Source organism: Streptomyces inhibens, assembly GCF_003389455.1.
Lineage (GTDB): Bacteria > Actinomycetota > Actinomycetes > Streptomycetales > Streptomycetaceae > Streptomyces > Streptomyces inhibens.
Genome location: NZ_QUAC01000433.1, coordinates 1 through 14,252, shown reverse-complemented (window position 1 = coordinate 14,252; position 14,252 = coordinate 1). Strand labels below are relative to the sequence as shown.

Annotated in this window: 14 protein-coding genes; 6 read left to right on the top strand and 8 right to left on the bottom strand. The window is 71.1% G+C overall.

Going from position 1 to position 14,252, the window contains the following annotated elements; genetic code table 11:
• Window positions 1-57: 57 nt before the first annotated feature.
• The 3 genes from DY245_RS37645 to DY245_RS37635 all read right to left on the bottom strand — a co-directional run bounded on the left by DY245_RS37645 (window position 58) and on the right by DY245_RS37635 (window position 2,543).
• A complete protein-coding gene (locus DY245_RS37645) occupies window positions 58-663 on the bottom strand; it encodes a MarC family protein (protein ID WP_128511596.1) in 606 nt (201 codons plus the stop codon).
• 219 nt (window positions 664-882) lie between these two features.
• Window positions 883-1,737, bottom strand: a complete 855-nt coding sequence (locus DY245_RS37640; protein ID WP_128511595.1) for a PHP domain-containing protein — start codon at window positions 1,735-1,737, stop codon at window positions 883-885.
• 167 nt (window positions 1,738-1,904) lie between these two features.
• Complete coding sequence (locus DY245_RS37635; protein WP_128511594.1) at window positions 1,905-2,543, bottom strand: DUF6758 family protein; 639 nt, start codon at window positions 2,541-2,543, stop codon at window positions 1,905-1,907.
• A 273-nt stretch (window positions 2,544-2,816) separates the two neighbouring features.
• On the opposite strand from DY245_RS37635, the gene DY245_RS37630 reads away from it, so the two are divergent.
• Complete coding sequence (locus DY245_RS37630; protein WP_181924042.1) at window positions 2,817-4,091, top strand: MFS transporter; 1,275 nt, start codon at window positions 2,817-2,819, stop codon at window positions 4,089-4,091.
• Window positions 4,092-4,186: 95 nt separating this feature from the next.
• Here DY245_RS37630 and DY245_RS37625 read toward each other — a convergent pair whose 3' ends face one another.
• A complete protein-coding gene (locus DY245_RS37625) occupies window positions 4,187-4,771 on the bottom strand; it encodes a suppressor of fused domain protein (protein ID WP_128511593.1) in 585 nt (194 codons plus the stop codon).
• Window positions 4,772-5,297: 526 nt separating this feature from the next.
• Between DY245_RS37625 and DY245_RS37620 the strand changes: the two genes are divergently transcribed.
• The gene (locus tag DY245_RS37620; protein WP_128511592.1) at window positions 5,298-6,425 is read left to right on the top strand and encodes a magnesium and cobalt transport protein CorA; all 1,128 of its coding nucleotides are present in this window, start codon (window positions 5,298-5,300) and stop codon (window positions 6,423-6,425) included.
• Between the two features lie 147 nt (window positions 6,426-6,572).
• Window positions 6,573-7,112 carry a hypothetical protein gene (locus tag DY245_RS37615; RefSeq protein WP_128511591.1) on the top strand — a complete coding sequence of 180 codons (540 nt, stop codon included), beginning with the start codon at window positions 6,573-6,575 and terminating at the stop codon, window positions 7,110-7,112.
• Window positions 7,113-7,134: 22 nt separating this feature from the next.
• On the opposite strand, the gene DY245_RS37610 is transcribed toward DY245_RS37615, so the two are convergent.
• Complete coding sequence (locus tag DY245_RS37610) at window positions 7,135-7,920, bottom strand: hypothetical protein (protein WP_128511590.1); 786 nt, start codon at window positions 7,918-7,920, stop codon at window positions 7,135-7,137.
• Window positions 7,921-8,116: 196 nt separating this feature from the next.
• On the opposite strand from DY245_RS37610, the gene DY245_RS37605 reads away from it, so the two are divergent.
• The 3 genes from DY245_RS37605 to DY245_RS37595 are packed head-to-tail and all read left to right on the top strand — an operon-like array spanning window position 8,117 to window position 11,198.
• On the top strand, window positions 8,117-9,424 hold the full coding sequence (locus DY245_RS37605; protein WP_128511589.1) for a magnesium transporter MgtE N-terminal domain-containing protein: 1,308 nt from the start codon (window positions 8,117-8,119) through the stop codon (window positions 9,422-9,424).
• Complete coding sequence (locus DY245_RS37600) at window positions 9,414-9,995, top strand: DUF1003 domain-containing protein (RefSeq protein WP_128511588.1); 582 nt, start codon at window positions 9,414-9,416, stop codon at window positions 9,993-9,995. The genes DY245_RS37605 and DY245_RS37600 overlap by 11 nt, the downstream gene beginning before the upstream one ends.
• 42 nt (window positions 9,996-10,037) lie before the next feature.
• Window positions 10,038-11,198: an Mrp/NBP35 family ATP-binding protein gene (locus DY245_RS37595; protein WP_128511587.1), complete on the top strand. Its 1,161-nt coding sequence runs from the start codon at window positions 10,038-10,040 to the stop codon at window positions 11,196-11,198.
• A 102-nt stretch (window positions 11,199-11,300) separates the two neighbouring features.
• On the opposite strand, the gene DY245_RS37590 is transcribed toward DY245_RS37595, so the two are convergent.
• The 3 genes from DY245_RS37590 to DY245_RS37580 all read right to left on the bottom strand — a co-directional run.
• Window positions 11,301-11,945 carry a hypothetical protein gene (locus tag DY245_RS37590; protein ID WP_128511586.1) on the bottom strand — a complete coding sequence of 215 codons (645 nt, stop codon included), beginning with the start codon at window positions 11,943-11,945 and terminating at the stop codon, window positions 11,301-11,303.
• Between the two features lie 120 nt (window positions 11,946-12,065).
• Entirely contained in the window at window positions 12,066-12,548 is a 483-nt protein-coding gene (locus DY245_RS37585) for a sec-independent translocase (protein WP_128511585.1), read from the bottom strand.
• A gap of 116 nt (window positions 12,549-12,664) precedes the next feature.
• The coding region (locus DY245_RS37580) for a S1C family serine protease (RefSeq protein WP_128511584.1) at window positions 12,665-14,252 on the bottom strand (1,588 nt) is incomplete at its 5' end.

The following is a 14,252-nucleotide window of genomic DNA, read 5'->3' as shown; positions in this document are numbered from 1 at the left end:
GCCCCCGTACGAACACGTCGTACGGGGGCGCTGCCGCGTCTGCGTCCGGGTGGGGCGTCAGGCGCTCTGGATCACCTGCAGTACGCCGTTGATGATCTGCTGCACCGCGAGCGCGGAGAGCATCATGCCCGCCAGCCGCGTCACCAGGACCACTCCGCCGTCCTTGATCACCCGGATGATCACCAGCGAGAAGCGCATCACCAGATACAGCACCACATGGATCGCCACGATCGCCGTCCACACCGAGAGCTGCGCGGCGAACCCGTGCGCATGCTGCACCGCGAGGATCACCGACACGATCGCGCCGGGCCCGGCCAGCAGCGGCATGCCCAGCGGCACCAGCGCCACATTGACGTCCTTGGTCTGCGTCGGCTCCTCCGACTTTCCGGTCAGCAGATCCAGCGCGATCAGCAGGAGCAGCAGTCCGCCCGCGATCATCAGCGCGGGCGTCGAGATGTGCAGCCGCCCCAGGATCTGCTGGCCGAAGAGGCCGAAGACGGCGATGACGCAGAAGGCGACGGCGGCCGCCTGCCAGGCCATCCGGCGCTGCACCTTGGCCGCTCGGCCGGAGGTCAGGGCCAGGAAGATCGGGGTGATACCCGGCGGGTCCATGATCACAAAAAGGGTGACAAAGAGGGTACTGAAGACGGCGACATCGAACACGGTGAAGGCCTTGCGAGAGGTGGTACGGGAGGTGAGAGGGGCAAACGGGGCACGGGCCGGCGCGACAAGCGCGAGCCCGTAGGGGGCGGGAGGGGGCGGGCGCCAAGGAGGTGCGTACGGTAAACCGCACCGCTCAGGCGGCGCTACAGGCATGCAGGAAACGTCCCAGGGACCAGGGCGCGCACCGCGACCGCGGTGCGGCAACCGGCAGCCGTGGGCTCAGCCGCCCGTGCCGGGAACGGGGAAGGCGCCGGTCGCACGGCGCACGATCTCGCCGTAGATCTCGGGGTCGGTGGTGTAGTCGCCGAGCCGGCAGGTCTTGCGGCTGCCGTGGTAGTCGCTGGAGCCGGTGGGCAGCAGTCCGAGGTCGGCGGCCATACCGCGCAGTCGCGCGCGGGTCGGCTCGTCGTGTTCCATGTGGTCGACCTCGATGCCGTCGAGGCCGGCCGCGGCCAGTTCGGCTATCGCGCTCTCCGGTACGCAGCTGCCGCGCTTGACGGCCAGCGGATGCGCGAAGACGGTGACCCCGCCCGCGGCCTTGACCAGCCGGATCGCGTCGAACGGGTCGAGCTCGTGCTTCTCCACGTACGCCCGGCCGTCGTTGGCGAGCCACTGCGAGGTGAAGGCGTCGGAGACCGAGGCGACCACGCCCAGGTCGACGAGGGCGGTGGCGATGTGCGGCCGTCCCACGGCACCGTCCCCGGCGATCCGGGCGACCTGCTCCCAGGTGATGGGCACACCCAGCTCACGCAGCTTGGCGACCATGCCCTGGGCCCGCGGCACGCGGTCGTCGCGCACCAGCTCCCGCTCACGGGCGAGTTCCGGCTCCTCGGGGTCGAAGAGGTAGGCGAGCATATGGAGGCTCACCCCGTCGATCCGGCAGGAGAGTTCGGCGCCGGTGACCAGCGTCAGCCCCTCGGGCAGCGCGGCGCGCGCCTCGGCGTGCCCGCCGACGGTGTCGTGGTCGGTCAGCGCGACGACGTCCAGACCCGCGGCCGCGGCGCCTCGCACCAGCTCGGCGGGGGTGTCCGTACCGTCGGACGCAGTGGAGTGGGTGTGCAGATCGATACGCACGACGCGGACTCCAGACTGCTGCGGGACGGATACGGAGACACGGCCCGGGACACACACCGGGCACAGGTACACCGTAAGGGGACCTCAGAAGGATACCGGGCCGCCGGACGGCGCCCGTGCCGTTCCCGGGGACGCGACGGCCCGGCCCGGCGGGAGCCGAGGGCCGGTCAGCTCAGGATCCGGGGCGAGAGCGCCCCGCACGGCAGCAGATCCACCTCGGCGCCGGCCTCGCGCAGATCGGTCAGCACCAGCTCGTCGTACATCATCAGCCCCGACTGCTCGGGCCAGGCGATCGCCCACAGCCACAGCCCGCGCGCCTCGCCGGCGAAGACCGCCCGGTCCGTCGGTGCGCCGTCGACATGCCAGAGCGCGGTCGGGCGGCCGGCGGCGAGCACCTTGCCGTGCGGCGCTTTGTCCACGCACATATGGGGGCCGGGGTCGGGGCCGTCGATACCGGCGTAGCGCGCGCCGAGTCCGACGCCCAGTTCCTCGGCGATCAGCAGGAGTTCGCCGGGGCCGCCGAGCGGCCCGGGGCCCGAGCAGGCCACCGCGGTCGCGCGGCCTCCGCTGCGGTCGTCGCCGGCGCAGGCCACGCCGGTGAACAGCCAGCCGACCGGCAGCGGCCAGGGCATCCATACGGGCACCTGTGCGCGGTGCACGACGACGCCGAGCGCCTCGACGCTCGGCGGGACGACCGGCTGCAGTGGGTGCACGGTGCCGTGCAGGGCGCACTGCCAGGTGTCGGAGAAGAGACCGGGCGCCCGTACCCGGCCTCCGCACTTCGGGCAACTGGGTTCGCCCCTCATAAGGACCAACGGTCCTCCAGCCCCGCCGCCGCGTCAAGGACGATCACCCGACCGGTGTGCCCCGAATCACCTACTGCGCCGCGCATTTGGCCGCCTTCCTCGGCGCACCCCTCCCCACCAGGAAAGTAGTTGCAGCTTGCATTCTTTAGATCGGCTAACTTAATATGTGTAAACGTCAACGATCTCGGACGGCGGGACGGCCGGACAGCCGGCCGGTCGGCCGCCTGCGCGGATCAGGGATACACAACCGGCAACGGAAAGGGGAACCGCGGCATGAGCGGCACGAAGAGCGGCGGCCACGGCGGCGGCACCGAAGGCGATCGGTTCGAGAAGGGCGGGGCGGGCGGCACCTCCCTCCTGCGCCAGCCGAAGGCCGTATGGGCCACGGCGGGCGCCTCGGTCGTGGCCTTCATGGGCATCAGCCTCGTCGACCCGATCCTCCCCTCGATCGCCCAGGGCCTGCACGCCTCCAACAGCCAGGTCTCGCTCCTGTTCACCTCCTACTTCCTGATCACCGCCTTCGCGATGCTGGTCACCGGCTTCGTCTCCAGCCGTATCGGCGGCCGCAAGACCCTGCTCGCCGGCCTCGCGCTGGTGGTGGTCTTCGCGGCGCTCTCCGGCATGTCGGGGTCGGTCGGCGAACTGGTCGGCTTCCGGGCCGGCTGGGGGCTGGGCAACGCCCTGTTCGTCTCCACCGCGTTGGCGGTCATCGTGGGGGCGGCGGCCGGAGGGAGCGGGGCCGCGATCCTGTTGTACGAGTCGGCGCTCGGGCTCGGTATGGCCTGCGGGCCGCTGCTCGGCGCGATCCTCGGCGACATGAAGTGGCGCTACCCGTTCTTCGGCACCGCGGTGTTGATGGCCATCGGCTTCCTCGCCATCACGGCCTTCCTCAAGGAGCAGCCGAAGCCGGCGTACAAGACCTCACTCCTGGACCCGGTCAAGGCGCTCGGCCACGGCGGGCTGGCCTCCGCCGCCGTCTCCGCCTTCTTCTACAACTACGCCTTCTTCACGGTGCTGGCCTTCACCCCGTTCGTGCTGAACATGTCGCCGTACCAGTCGGGTGGCGTCTTCTTCGCCTGGGGTGTGCTGCTCGCGGTGTTCTCGGTGATCGTGGCGCCCCGGCTCCAGCACCGCTTCGGCTCGCTGAAGGTGCTGGGCGGCTCGCTGGTGCTGCTCGCCGTCGACCTGATCGTGCTGGGCTACGGCAACCACACCACCGCCGTCGTGTGCACGGTCCTGTCCGGCGCCTTCATCGGCCTGAACAACACCGTCTTCACGGAGCTGGCGCTGGGTGTCTCGGACGCGCCGCGCCCGGTGGCAAGCGCCGGTTACAACTTCGTGCGGTGGTTCGCCGCGGCGGCCGCACCCTTCCTTGCCCCCAAGATCGAGGAGTGGACCGACATCCATGTCCCGTTCATCGTCGCGGCCGCCGCGGCGGTGATCGGCGCCGGCATCGTCGCCGTAAGGCGCCGGGCGCTGACGACCGAGGCCGAGGAGCTGGAGCCGCGGCACGCCACGGAGGACGGGGTCGCGGTCTTCGCCAATTGAGTGCCGGTCGCCTTCCCGCGTACGGCATCTGACGCCCCGTCCGCCCTCTCGTCCGGAGGGCGGGCAGGGCGCGCGGTTACGGGAGTGCTCGCCGGTCAGTCGAGCGGTACGCCCGTGCGCAGCGGGTCGCGCAGGTCCGTACCGTGCTGCAGCCAGCGCTCCTGGAGGGCCTCGGCGCCGTGCACCCGCTTCCAGGCGGCCTCGTTGGGCGTCATCGGCAGCAGCGGCAGAAAGCGGACCGGCTCCATCGGCTCGTCCAGCTCCAGGTCCTCGATGAGCCCGCCGGACTCGGCGACCAGGACCGAGGTGAAGGCGGCCCCCGGCCACAGCGGCTCGCCCACGTCCAGCGAGGCACCCGGCGCCACGATCACCCCTTCGACCTGCGGGGACGCGGCGAGCACGGCGAGCGGGCGGAGCACCTTGTCGGTGTCGGCGCGGCCGCCCCGTACGGACAGCACGAGTTCGGCGCGCGGGCCGCGCAAGGGGTCGGCCACCACGGAAGTGGGGTCGGCCATGGGCTGCGCGGACATCCCGAGCGTGGCGTAGCGGAGGACCCCGTTGTCCGCGAAGCGGAGCACCTCGATACGGTCGGTCCCGAGGAAGGTGACGGCGGCGCGCGCGTCCGGCTCGCCCAGGCTCGTACGCAACCGGGCTTCTACCAGCTCAAGAACGTCAGACATGCCGCGAGCATACGGCCGGCCCCTTGCCCGACCGTCGCCCCTCGATGACCATCCCCTGGACTCCGTCCGGGGGACCCCATCGCTGCGCCCGTCATTAGTATCGAACAGGCAAAGCGGCGCTATAACGCTTCAGGCGGCTGATAGCCTTGCCGTCTGGTCAGGGAATGACGTCGTCCCCCAACGGGGACCGGCCGGAGGAGGTGGGGCTGCGGTGGATCCGAGTCGACCGTGCAGTACCGATAGTTCTCCTGTCATCCCCCTCGCGCAGCGAATCTCCTGATCCGAGAGCTTCCGTACCCCGCCGTTGAGCGGCGAAACCATGGAAGCACCTTTGCGCCGGATGTAGATGACGGAAGAGCGCCTTCGACTCTTTGTTCCGTGTTTTCTGCGAACTGCCGTCAGTATCCCCGCACGGAGCGCCGCCCGCTTTGCGGACGTACGGCCGATGACGCCTCGTACGTCCACGTTCCGGGCAGCGCTGCGCCCCGCGCCAGCAGCTGACGGCCGGCCCGTGAAGGAGCCTGCCATGTCGATGATCCGCGACCTGCGCGCCGCCGTCCGTCCCACCCGGCGCCGCGACGAACCCCCGTACCGCTACGAGAAGTCCGCCCCGGCCTGCGCGAACAGCGCCATCGTCGACTGCGGTGTGTACCGCGAGGGCCGCCGCGTGAGTGAACACGTCACCCCGGCCGAGGCGATGGCCGGCGTCCGGGCCGACGGCGGCTTCGCCTGGATCGGGCTGCACGAGCCGACCGAGGCCGAATTCGCCGGTATCGCCCAGGAGTTCGGGCTGCACCCGCTCGCCGTCGAGGACGCCGTGCACGCCCACCAGCGGCCCAAGCTGGAGCGCTACGACGACACCCTGTTCACCGTCTTCAAGACGGTCCACTACGTCGAGCACGCCGAGCTGACCGCGACCAGCGAGGTCGTGGAGACCGGTGAGGTGATGTGCTTCACCGGGCGGGACTTCATCGTGACGGTGCGGCACGGCGGCCAGGGCTCGCTGCGCGCGCTGCGGCACCGGCTGCAGGACGACCCGGAGCTGCTGGCCAAGGGCCCGTCCGCGGTGTTGCACGCCATCGCCGACCAGGTCGTCGACGGCTATATGGCGGTGGCCGGCGCGGTCCAGGACGACATCGACGAGGTGGAGATCGACGTCTTCAGCTCGGGCACCAACGGCAAGGGCACCGGCGGCAAGGGCTCCCCCAAGGGCGGCGACGCCGGGCGGATCTACCAACTCAAGCGTGAGGTACTGGAGTTCAAGCGCGCGGTGTCGCCGCTGCTGCGGCCGATGCAGCTGCTGAGCGAGCGTCCGATGCGGCTGGTCGACTCCGACATCCAGAAGTACTTCCGGGATGTCGCCGACCATTTGGCGCGGGTCAACGAGCAGGTGCTGTCCTTCGACGATCTGCTCAACTCCATCCTGCAGGCCAATCTCGCGCAGGCCGCCGTCGCCCAGAACGAGGACATGCGCAAGATCACGGCATGGGCGGCGATCTTCGCCGTGCCCACGATGATCGCCGGGATCTACGGCATGAACTTCGACTACATGCCGGAGCTGCACTGGAAGTTCGGCTATCCGGCCATGATGCTGGTGACGGTCGCCATCTGCTGTGGCATCCACCGCGGGTTCAAGCGCAACGGGTGGCTCTGAGGCCGGGGGCCTCCGGCCTCGGGGAGACAGCGGGAGTGCGCGCGGCATCGTGGGGCGAGCCGCACGGCGGGCGGGCGCCGCGCCCTGGGCGTCTCAGCGCCCGGGCGGCTCCGGGCGGGGGCGGCCGGGGCCATTAGGCTGAGTCGTATGACGGAGATCGTGTCGCAGGCCCTGCAGGATCGGGCGCTCATCGAAGAGGCCACGAAGAAGTCCGGCCTCATCTGGGTGCGGGGGCCGGCGGGGCCGGCCCGTGCGCTGTGGCATGTGTGGCACGACGGGGCCGCCTGCCTCGTCGGGGACGGACCCGGCGAGCAGCCGCTGACCGGCCTCGGACTGACCGACGGCGGTCTGGCGACGGTCACCGTACGCAGCAAGGACAAGGGCGGCCGGCTGATCGCCTGGGAAGCCAAGATCGTCGAGCCGGCGCCGGAGAGCGAGGCGTGGCAGGCCGCGGTCGACGAGCTCAAGGGCAAGCGGCTCAACGCGCCGGACGCGGACACCCTCACCGAGCGCTGGGCGCGCGAGTGCCGGGTGCTGCGGCTGGAGCCGACAGGCGAGGTACCGCAGCGTCCCGGCCGTATGCCCCAGGAGTCACATGCCGCGCCGCCGCTGGCGACGTCCGCGACCACCCGGCGGCCCGCCCCGGCCGCGCTGCCGAAGCTGCTGCGCCGGGGCCGTAAGGGCTGACCCCGGCGCCCGGTGACCGGCCTCAGCGCCCGCCGGAGATCCGCGTGCCGTAGTCCACGACCTGGTCCTTCGCCGGGGCCTTGAGGTCCACGCTCTTGTCCCAGGCGTCGAACCGCACCACCCCCGCACCGCCGGCGCGCTGCAACCGCAGCGGGTAGGGCGTGCCCTCCAGCGAGACGTCCAGGGTGCCGCCGGAGCCCGCGCCGGCGCTGATCCGGATGGTGCGGACGCCGTCGAGATCGCTGCGGTCACCGGTCGTCAGCTTGCCGTGCAGCCCGAGCAGGCCGGCCAGCAGCGTGTCCTTGTCGGTGAAGCCGCTGAAGCGCTTGTAGACCGGGTCGGCGGCGGGCACCTTGACGTATTTGCCGCCGAGCTTCTGCGCCGCCGCCTGATCGGGCGCACCGGACGAGCCGCTCTTCTCGCCGGCCCAGAAGGCCGCGTCCGCCTTCAGATAGAGCGCATTGCCGACCCGCAGCAGCTGGAAGGCGGCCGCCTTCGTGGTCAGCTCGCCCTTGGCACCGTCCTCCGCCAGGCTCATGTCGAGCTTGTAGGTACGGCCCTGGCTGACGACATTGCCGGAGAGGTGCACCGTATCGGCGTGCTCGGCCGCGGCCCGCGCCTTGGATTCGATCTTGGCGGCGGGCAGCTTTCCCACACCGTTGGTGCCGGCGTCCGGGTCCTCCTTCGCGCCGCAGCCCGCGAGCGCCGCGGCCAGTGCCGCGCAGGCCGCCCCCACGAGCGCGGCCCGTCCCGTACGACGGGTTCCGGCCAGGGGTCGGGGGCTCGTCCCCGGGGGGATTGCGCTCACGTCGGCTCTGCCTCCTGATGCGGGTGACCTCGACAGCAGTACGGCAGCGTACCTGGGCCGCGCACGGTCGTCGGCGGGGTGCGTGGCGGTCACCCTACGGCCTCTCTCACCCGGGCGGCGCGGACGCGGGCGCGTTAGCCTGAACCCGAATTGATGCCTTATTTCTGACGGATCGGGAGAAAGGGAGGCGCTCTGCATGGCAGTGGTGACTCCCCGGGTCTTCGTCTCCCATCTCGCCGGCATCGCCGTCTTCGACCCCAACGGCGATCAGGTCGGCCGGCTGCGGGATCTCGTCGCGCTGCTCCGGGTCGGCGCCCGCCCGCCGCGGCTGCTCGGTCTCGTCGTCGAGGTGATCAGCAGGCGCCGGATCTTTCTGCCCATGACGCGGGTGACCGGTATGGAGTCCGGCCAGATCATCACCACCGGCGTGATCAATATGCGGCGGTTCGAGCAGCGGGCGACCGAGACGCTGGTGTTCGGCGAACTGCTCGACCGGCGGGTGCGGCTGGTGGAGACCGACGAGGAGGTCGCCGTCCTCGACATCGGCATCACCCAGTTGCCGGCCCGCCGCGACTGGGAGATCGAGAAGGTCTTCGTACGCAAGGGCAAGGGCGGTGCGCTGCGCCGCAAGGGCGAGACGCTGACCGTGGAGTGGTCGGCGGTGACCGGCTTCTCACGGGAGGAGCACGGGCAGGGCGCGGAGAGTCTGCTGGCCACCCTCGAACAGCTGCGTCCGGCCGATCTCGCCGGCGTACTGCACCATCTCTCCCCCAAGCGGCGCGCCGAGGTCGCCGCGGCGCTCGACGACGACCGGCTCGCCGACGTCATGGAGGAGCTGCCCGGGGACGACCAGGTCGAGATCCTCGGCAAGCTGAAGGACGAACGGGCCGCCGACATCCTGGAGGCGATGGACCCGGACGACGCCGCCGACCTGCTCTCCGACCTGCCCGAGGAGGCGACGGAGCGGCTGCTGACCCTGATGCGGCCGGAGGAGGCCGCCGATGTGCGGCGGCTGATGTCGTACGAGGAGCGCACCGCGGGCGGTCTGATGACCACCGAGCCGATCGTGCTGCGCCCGGACGCGACGGTCGCGTACGCGCTGGCCCGGGTCCGCGACCCGGATCTCTCGCCCGCGCTGGCCGCCCAGGTCTATGTCTGCCGGCCGCCGGACGAGACCCCCACCGGCAAGTACCTGGGCCTGGTGCACTTCCAGCGGCTGCTGCGCGACCCGCCGTTCGCCCTGGTCAGCTCGATCGCCGACACCGATCTGCCGCCGCTGCCGCCGGGCACCCCGCTGTCCGAGGTGACCAGCTATCTGGCCGCGTACAACATGGTGGCCGCGCCGGTCGTGGACGAGAGCGGGGCTCTGCTGGGCGCGGTCACCGTCGACGATGTGCTGGACCATCTGCTGCCGGAGGACTGGCGGGAGGCCGAGCTGCACGGCCCGGAGGCGGCCGGCCTGACCGACACCGAGCCCCTCGGGAAGGCCGCGAATGGGCGCTGAGGAGCGGGAGAGCGGCCGGGAGCGGACGCGGCTGAACGGCGCCTCCGCGCTGCGGCGGGGCACGCCCGAGCGCCCGCGGGTGCGCCTGGACCAGCCGCGCACACCGCGTCGTACCTTCCTGCCGGAGTACGACCCGGAGGAGTTCGGGCGGCTGTCGGAGAAGATCGCCCGCTTCCTGGGCACCGGCCGCTTCATCGTCTGGATGACGGTCATCGTCATCGCGTGGATCAGCTGGAATTTCGCCGCGCCCACGAGCCTGAGGTTCGACGAGTACCCGTTCATCTTTCTGACGCTGGCGCTGTCGCTCCAGGCGTCGTACGCGGCGCCGCTGATCCTGCTGGCGCAGAACCGCCAGGACGACCGCGACCGGGTCACCCACGAGCAGGACCGTAAGCAGAACGAGCGGTCCATCGCCGACACCGAGTATCTGACCCGGGAGATCGCCGCACTGCGGCTCGGCCTGGGTGAGGTCGCCACCCGCGACTGGATCCGCTCCGAGCTAGAGGACATGCTGCGGGATCTGGAGCTACGGCAGATGGTCGAAGCAGAGAGTGATGAACGCGACCGCTGACGCCCTTTCCGGAGGCCGCCTCATGCGCCGTACCATCGGGTCATGGCTACCGAGACCCCCCAAGGCGCCGCACCCAGCGAGGACGCGATCCGCGCCGCGCTCGCGACGGTGAACGACCCCGAGATCCACCGCCCCATCACCGATCTGGGGATGGTCAAATCGGTGGACATCGCGGCGGACGGCGCGGTGGCGGTCGTGGTCTACCTCACCGTCTCCGGCTGCCCGATGCGCGAGACGATCACCAACAGTGTGCGCGATGCCGTCGCGAAGGTCGCCGGCGTCACCGGCGTCACCGTCGAGCTCGAAGTGATGAGCGACGCGCAGCGCAAGGAGCTGGCGACGTCGCTGCGCGGCGGCACCGCCGAGCGCGAGGTGCCGTTCGCCCAGCCCGGCTCGCTGACCCGGGTCTACGCAGTGGCGTCCGGCAAGGGCGGCGTCGGCAAGTCGTCGGTGACGGTCAACCTCGCCGCGGCGATGGCGGCCGACGGTCTGAAGGTCGGTGTCGTGGACGCCGACATCTACGGCCACTCCGTGCCGCGCATGCTCGGTGTCGACGGCCGGCCCACCCAGGTCGAGAACATGATCATGCCGCCGTCGGCGAACGGCGTGAAGGTCATCTCGATCGGCATGTTCACCCCGGGCAACGCGCCCGTCGTCTGGCGCGGCCCGATGCTGCACCGCGCGCTCCAGCAGTTCCTCGCCGATGTGTACTGGGGCGACCTGGACGTCCTGCTGCTGGACCTGCCCCCGGGCACCGGCGACATCGCGATCTCGGTGGCGCAGCTGGTGCCGAACGCCGAGATCCTGGTGGTCACCACCCCGCAGCAGGCCGCCGCCGAGGTCGCCGAGCGGGCCGGTTCGATCGCCGTGCAGACCCACCAGAAGATCGTCGGCGTGGTCGAGAACATGTCCGGGCTGCCCTGCCCGCACTGCGACGAGATGGTCGACGTCTTCGGCACCGGCGGTGGCGAGCAGGTCGCCGCGGGCCTGACCAGGACGACCGGCACGCAGGTGCCGGTGCTCGGTGCCATCCCGATCGACGTCCGCCTCCGCGAAGGCGGCGACGAGGGCAAGCCGGTCGTGCTGACCGACCCGGACTCGCCCGCCGGCTCGGCGATCCGCTCGATCGCGGGCAAGCTGGGCGGCCGGCAGCGCGGTCTGTCGGGCATGTCGCTGGGGATCACCCCGCGCAACAAGTTCTGACGTCCCCAGGAGCCGTCGACGGCTCCGGACGACGCCACAGGGGCGGACCCGCGCGGGTCCGCCCCTGTTCGTTGTGCGGCCGGCTGTCCGGCATGCGGCCGGTCAGCCCTGGTACGCCGCCAGGTCCTTGATCACCGAGAAGCCCAGCCCGTACGCGCTCATCCCACGCCCGTAGGCGCCGATGTGCACGCCCTCGGGGCTCTCGCTCGCCGAGCCCGCCAGCACCCAGCCGTACTCGGACTCGCGGTACGCGAACGAGGTCGGTGCACCGTCCACCGGCAGTATGAGCTCGCTCCAGCCCCCGCCGCCGAGATCGTCGGCCAGTTCCCAGGCGAGCATCGTCTGCTGGTCCAGCCAGTCCTGGCGCAGCGTCCGGTCCATCGTGGTCGGCCAGGTACGGGCGAGCAGCCCGGACCCGGCGAGCCAGGCTGCCGTCGAGACCGAGGTGGCCTCCAGTACGCCGGTGCCGTCGGCGCTGCGCCGTACGGGGCGGCTGGGGACCGTCACCACGACCGCGAACCGCTCGTCCTGCGGCGATTCCACCCTGATGGTGGGCTCCTCGCCATGCCCGGTGGCGCCGTGTTCGACGGTGCCGTCCGCGGCCGCGCCGACCTGCATCAGCCAGCGTGGGCCGGTGAACGCCTCATCGAGGCCGTACCACGGGAACTCGGCCAACAGATAGCCGTCGACCTTTCCGCCGACCGGTGCGGACGACTCTTCTTCCGCTGCCCGACTCGTCGTCTCCATCTGCGCGGAGCCTCCTTGTTGCCCTGCGTCGTGGGCGGCCCGCCCCCCTCAGGCGACCGAACCCCGGACACCCGGAGCATAGCCATAGGGGTCAACACAGCCCGGGCATACCGGAGTGTGTCAGGTGGCGTCGGCGTCGAACGGCGGACGCTCGTCCGGCACCGGGTCCCCGGTCCTCTTGACCATGTCCAGGCGGCCGGAGCCGGCCGGGGGCTCCTTGGTCAGGCTCGGGCCTGAGCCGTTCGAGGGCGTGGCGGAAGGGGCGCTGTCGCGGCCGTTGACGGCGTCGGTGACCTCGGCCATCTCCTTCTTCAGGTCGAAGCCGTTACGGATCTCCTGAAGGTCCTTGAGGCCGTACTCGTCCTTCTCCAGGACGTGTTTGCGCACGAAGTTCTTGGGCTTGAGGTCCTCGAACTCGAAGTCCTTGAAATCCGGGCCGAGCTCGCTGCGGATGTCTTCCTTGGCGCTGTCGGAGAACGCCCGCACCTTCCGGACGAAGGTCATGACGTCCTGGATGACCTTGGGGAGCTTGTCCGGGCCGAAGATGAGCACGGCAAGGATCACGAGCGCGACCAGCTCGAGGGGTCCTATGTCGAAGAACACCTTGCAGCTCCTTGGGTTATCCGCGGCCTTCGTAGGCCTATGGGCCAGGCCGACTATCACGGTACCTGGCCCCGTACGTCGGGTGGGAGTCACCCGCACCAACACCGTGCAAACGATCAGCCCGTGCTGGAGGATCCCAGTCTGAGCCGTACGGACTGATCCTTGCCGCCCCTTTGGAGGGTCAGCATCAGCGTGTCGCCCGGCCGGTGGCTGCGGATCTTGACGATCAGCTCCTCACCGCTGTGCACCGGGGCGCCGTCCACCTTGGTGATCACATCGCCGGCCTTGATCCCGGCCTTGGCGCCGGGGCCGCCCGGGGTGACCGGCTGCTTGCCGTCCTTGCTGCGCTCGCTGACCCGTGCGCCGTCCCCGGCGTACTCCATCTCCAAGGTGACGCCGATCACCGGGTGGGTCGCCCGGCCGGTGTTGATCAGCTCCTCGGCCACCCGCTTGGCCTGATTGATCGGTATGGCGAAGCCCAGCCCTATGCTGCCGCCCTGGCCGCCGCCGTCCGGTCCGCTGCCGCTGTCGGCGGCGCGGATGGCGCTGTTGATGCCGATCACCCGGGCCTTGGCGTCCACCAGCGGGCCGCCGGAGTTGCCCGGGTTGATGGGCGCGTCGGTCTGCAGCGCGTCCACGTACGAGATGTCGCTGCCGTCGCCCTTCTCGCCGCCCGCGGTGATCGGGCGCTGCTTGGCGCTGATGATCCCGGAGGTGACGGTGTTGGCGAGGTCGTACGGTGCGCCGATCGCCACGACCGGGTCGCCGACCTGCACCGAGTCGGAGTTGCCGAGGGTCAGCGGCCGCAGTCCGCTGACGCCCTCCACCTGGACGACGGCGAGGTCATAGCCGCCGTCCCGGCCGACGACCTTGGCCTTGGCTGTCTGGCCGCCGCTGAACGTCACCGATATCTCGCCACCGGTGCCGGCCGGTTCGACGACATGGTTGTTGGTGAGGATGTGCCCCTGCCGGTCGAGGACGAAGCCGGTGCCGGTGCCCTGTTCGGCGTTGCCCCGTACGTGGATGGTGACCACTCCGGGCAGCGCGGTCTGCGCGATACCGGCGACGCTGTCGGGCTTACGGCCGCCCTCGTCGCCGGCGGCCTGCGGCAGCTTGATGTCGTTGATCCCGCCGTAGCGCTCGACATACGCACCGATCCCGCCGCCGACACCGCCCGCGAGCAGCGCGAGCGCCACCGCACCGGCGACCAGCAGCCCGCGCCGGCTGCGCCGCACGCCGGGCGGCGGCGGAACCACCGGGCCGCCCTGCAGGGGCGCGCTCCAGGGGTCGTACTGCTGCCAGGCGCCGTGGGGGGTGTGGGGGGTGTGGGGCGGGGCCTGGGGATGTGGCTGGGGCTGTAGTTGCGGCTGGGGGTGAGGCTGGGGCTGTTGATGTTGCTGTTGCTGTTGCTGTTGCTGTGCGGGATACGGGGTGGCCGCGCCTGCCGGGCGGGGGCCGCCGTCGCCGGGGTGCGGGACGAACGCGGCGCCCGCACCGTCCGTGCCGTCATGCGCCGCGTGCGGAGCCGCGACCGGTCCGGACGCGACGGCCGGCTGCGAGGTGCCGGACTGCGGGATGGGAGCCTGCGGGGCTGCCGCTTGAGGGGTCGGGGCCGGCGAGCCGGTGGTCCGGGGGGTGGTGTCCTGCGAAGCGGGGGCGCCCGGAGCCGGGGCCGGGGCAGCCGGGGCCGGGGCAGCCGGGGCC

Excerpts from the sequence above, each read along its gene's own strand:
- DY245_RS37635 (WP_128511594.1), bottom strand. The coding sequence starts at position 2,543 with ATGAGGGGCGAACCCAGTTGCCCGAAGTGCGGAGGCCGGGTACGGGCG.
- DY245_RS37630 (WP_181924042.1), top strand. The coding sequence starts at position 2,817 with ATGAGCGGCACGAAGAGCGGCGGCCACGGCGGCGGCACCGAAGGCGAT.
- DY245_RS37625 (WP_128511593.1), bottom strand. The coding sequence starts at position 4,771 with ATGTCTGACGTTCTTGAGCTGGTAGAAGCCCGGTTGCGTACGAGCCTG.
- DY245_RS37620 (WP_128511592.1), top strand. The coding sequence starts at position 5,298 with ATGTCGATGATCCGCGACCTGCGCGCCGCCGTCCGTCCCACCCGGCGC.
- DY245_RS37615 (WP_128511591.1), top strand. The coding sequence starts at position 6,573 with ATGACGGAGATCGTGTCGCAGGCCCTGCAGGATCGGGCGCTCATCGAA.
- DY245_RS37605 (WP_128511589.1), top strand. The coding sequence starts at position 8,117 with ATGGCAGTGGTGACTCCCCGGGTCTTCGTCTCCCATCTCGCCGGCATC.
- DY245_RS37600 (WP_128511588.1), top strand. The coding sequence starts at position 9,414 with ATGGGCGCTGAGGAGCGGGAGAGCGGCCGGGAGCGGACGCGGCTGAAC.
- DY245_RS37595 (WP_128511587.1), top strand. The coding sequence starts at position 10,038 with ATGGCTACCGAGACCCCCCAAGGCGCCGCACCCAGCGAGGACGCGATC.
- DY245_RS37590 (WP_128511586.1), bottom strand. The coding sequence starts at position 11,945 with ATGGAGACGACGAGTCGGGCAGCGGAAGAAGAGTCGTCCGCACCGGTC.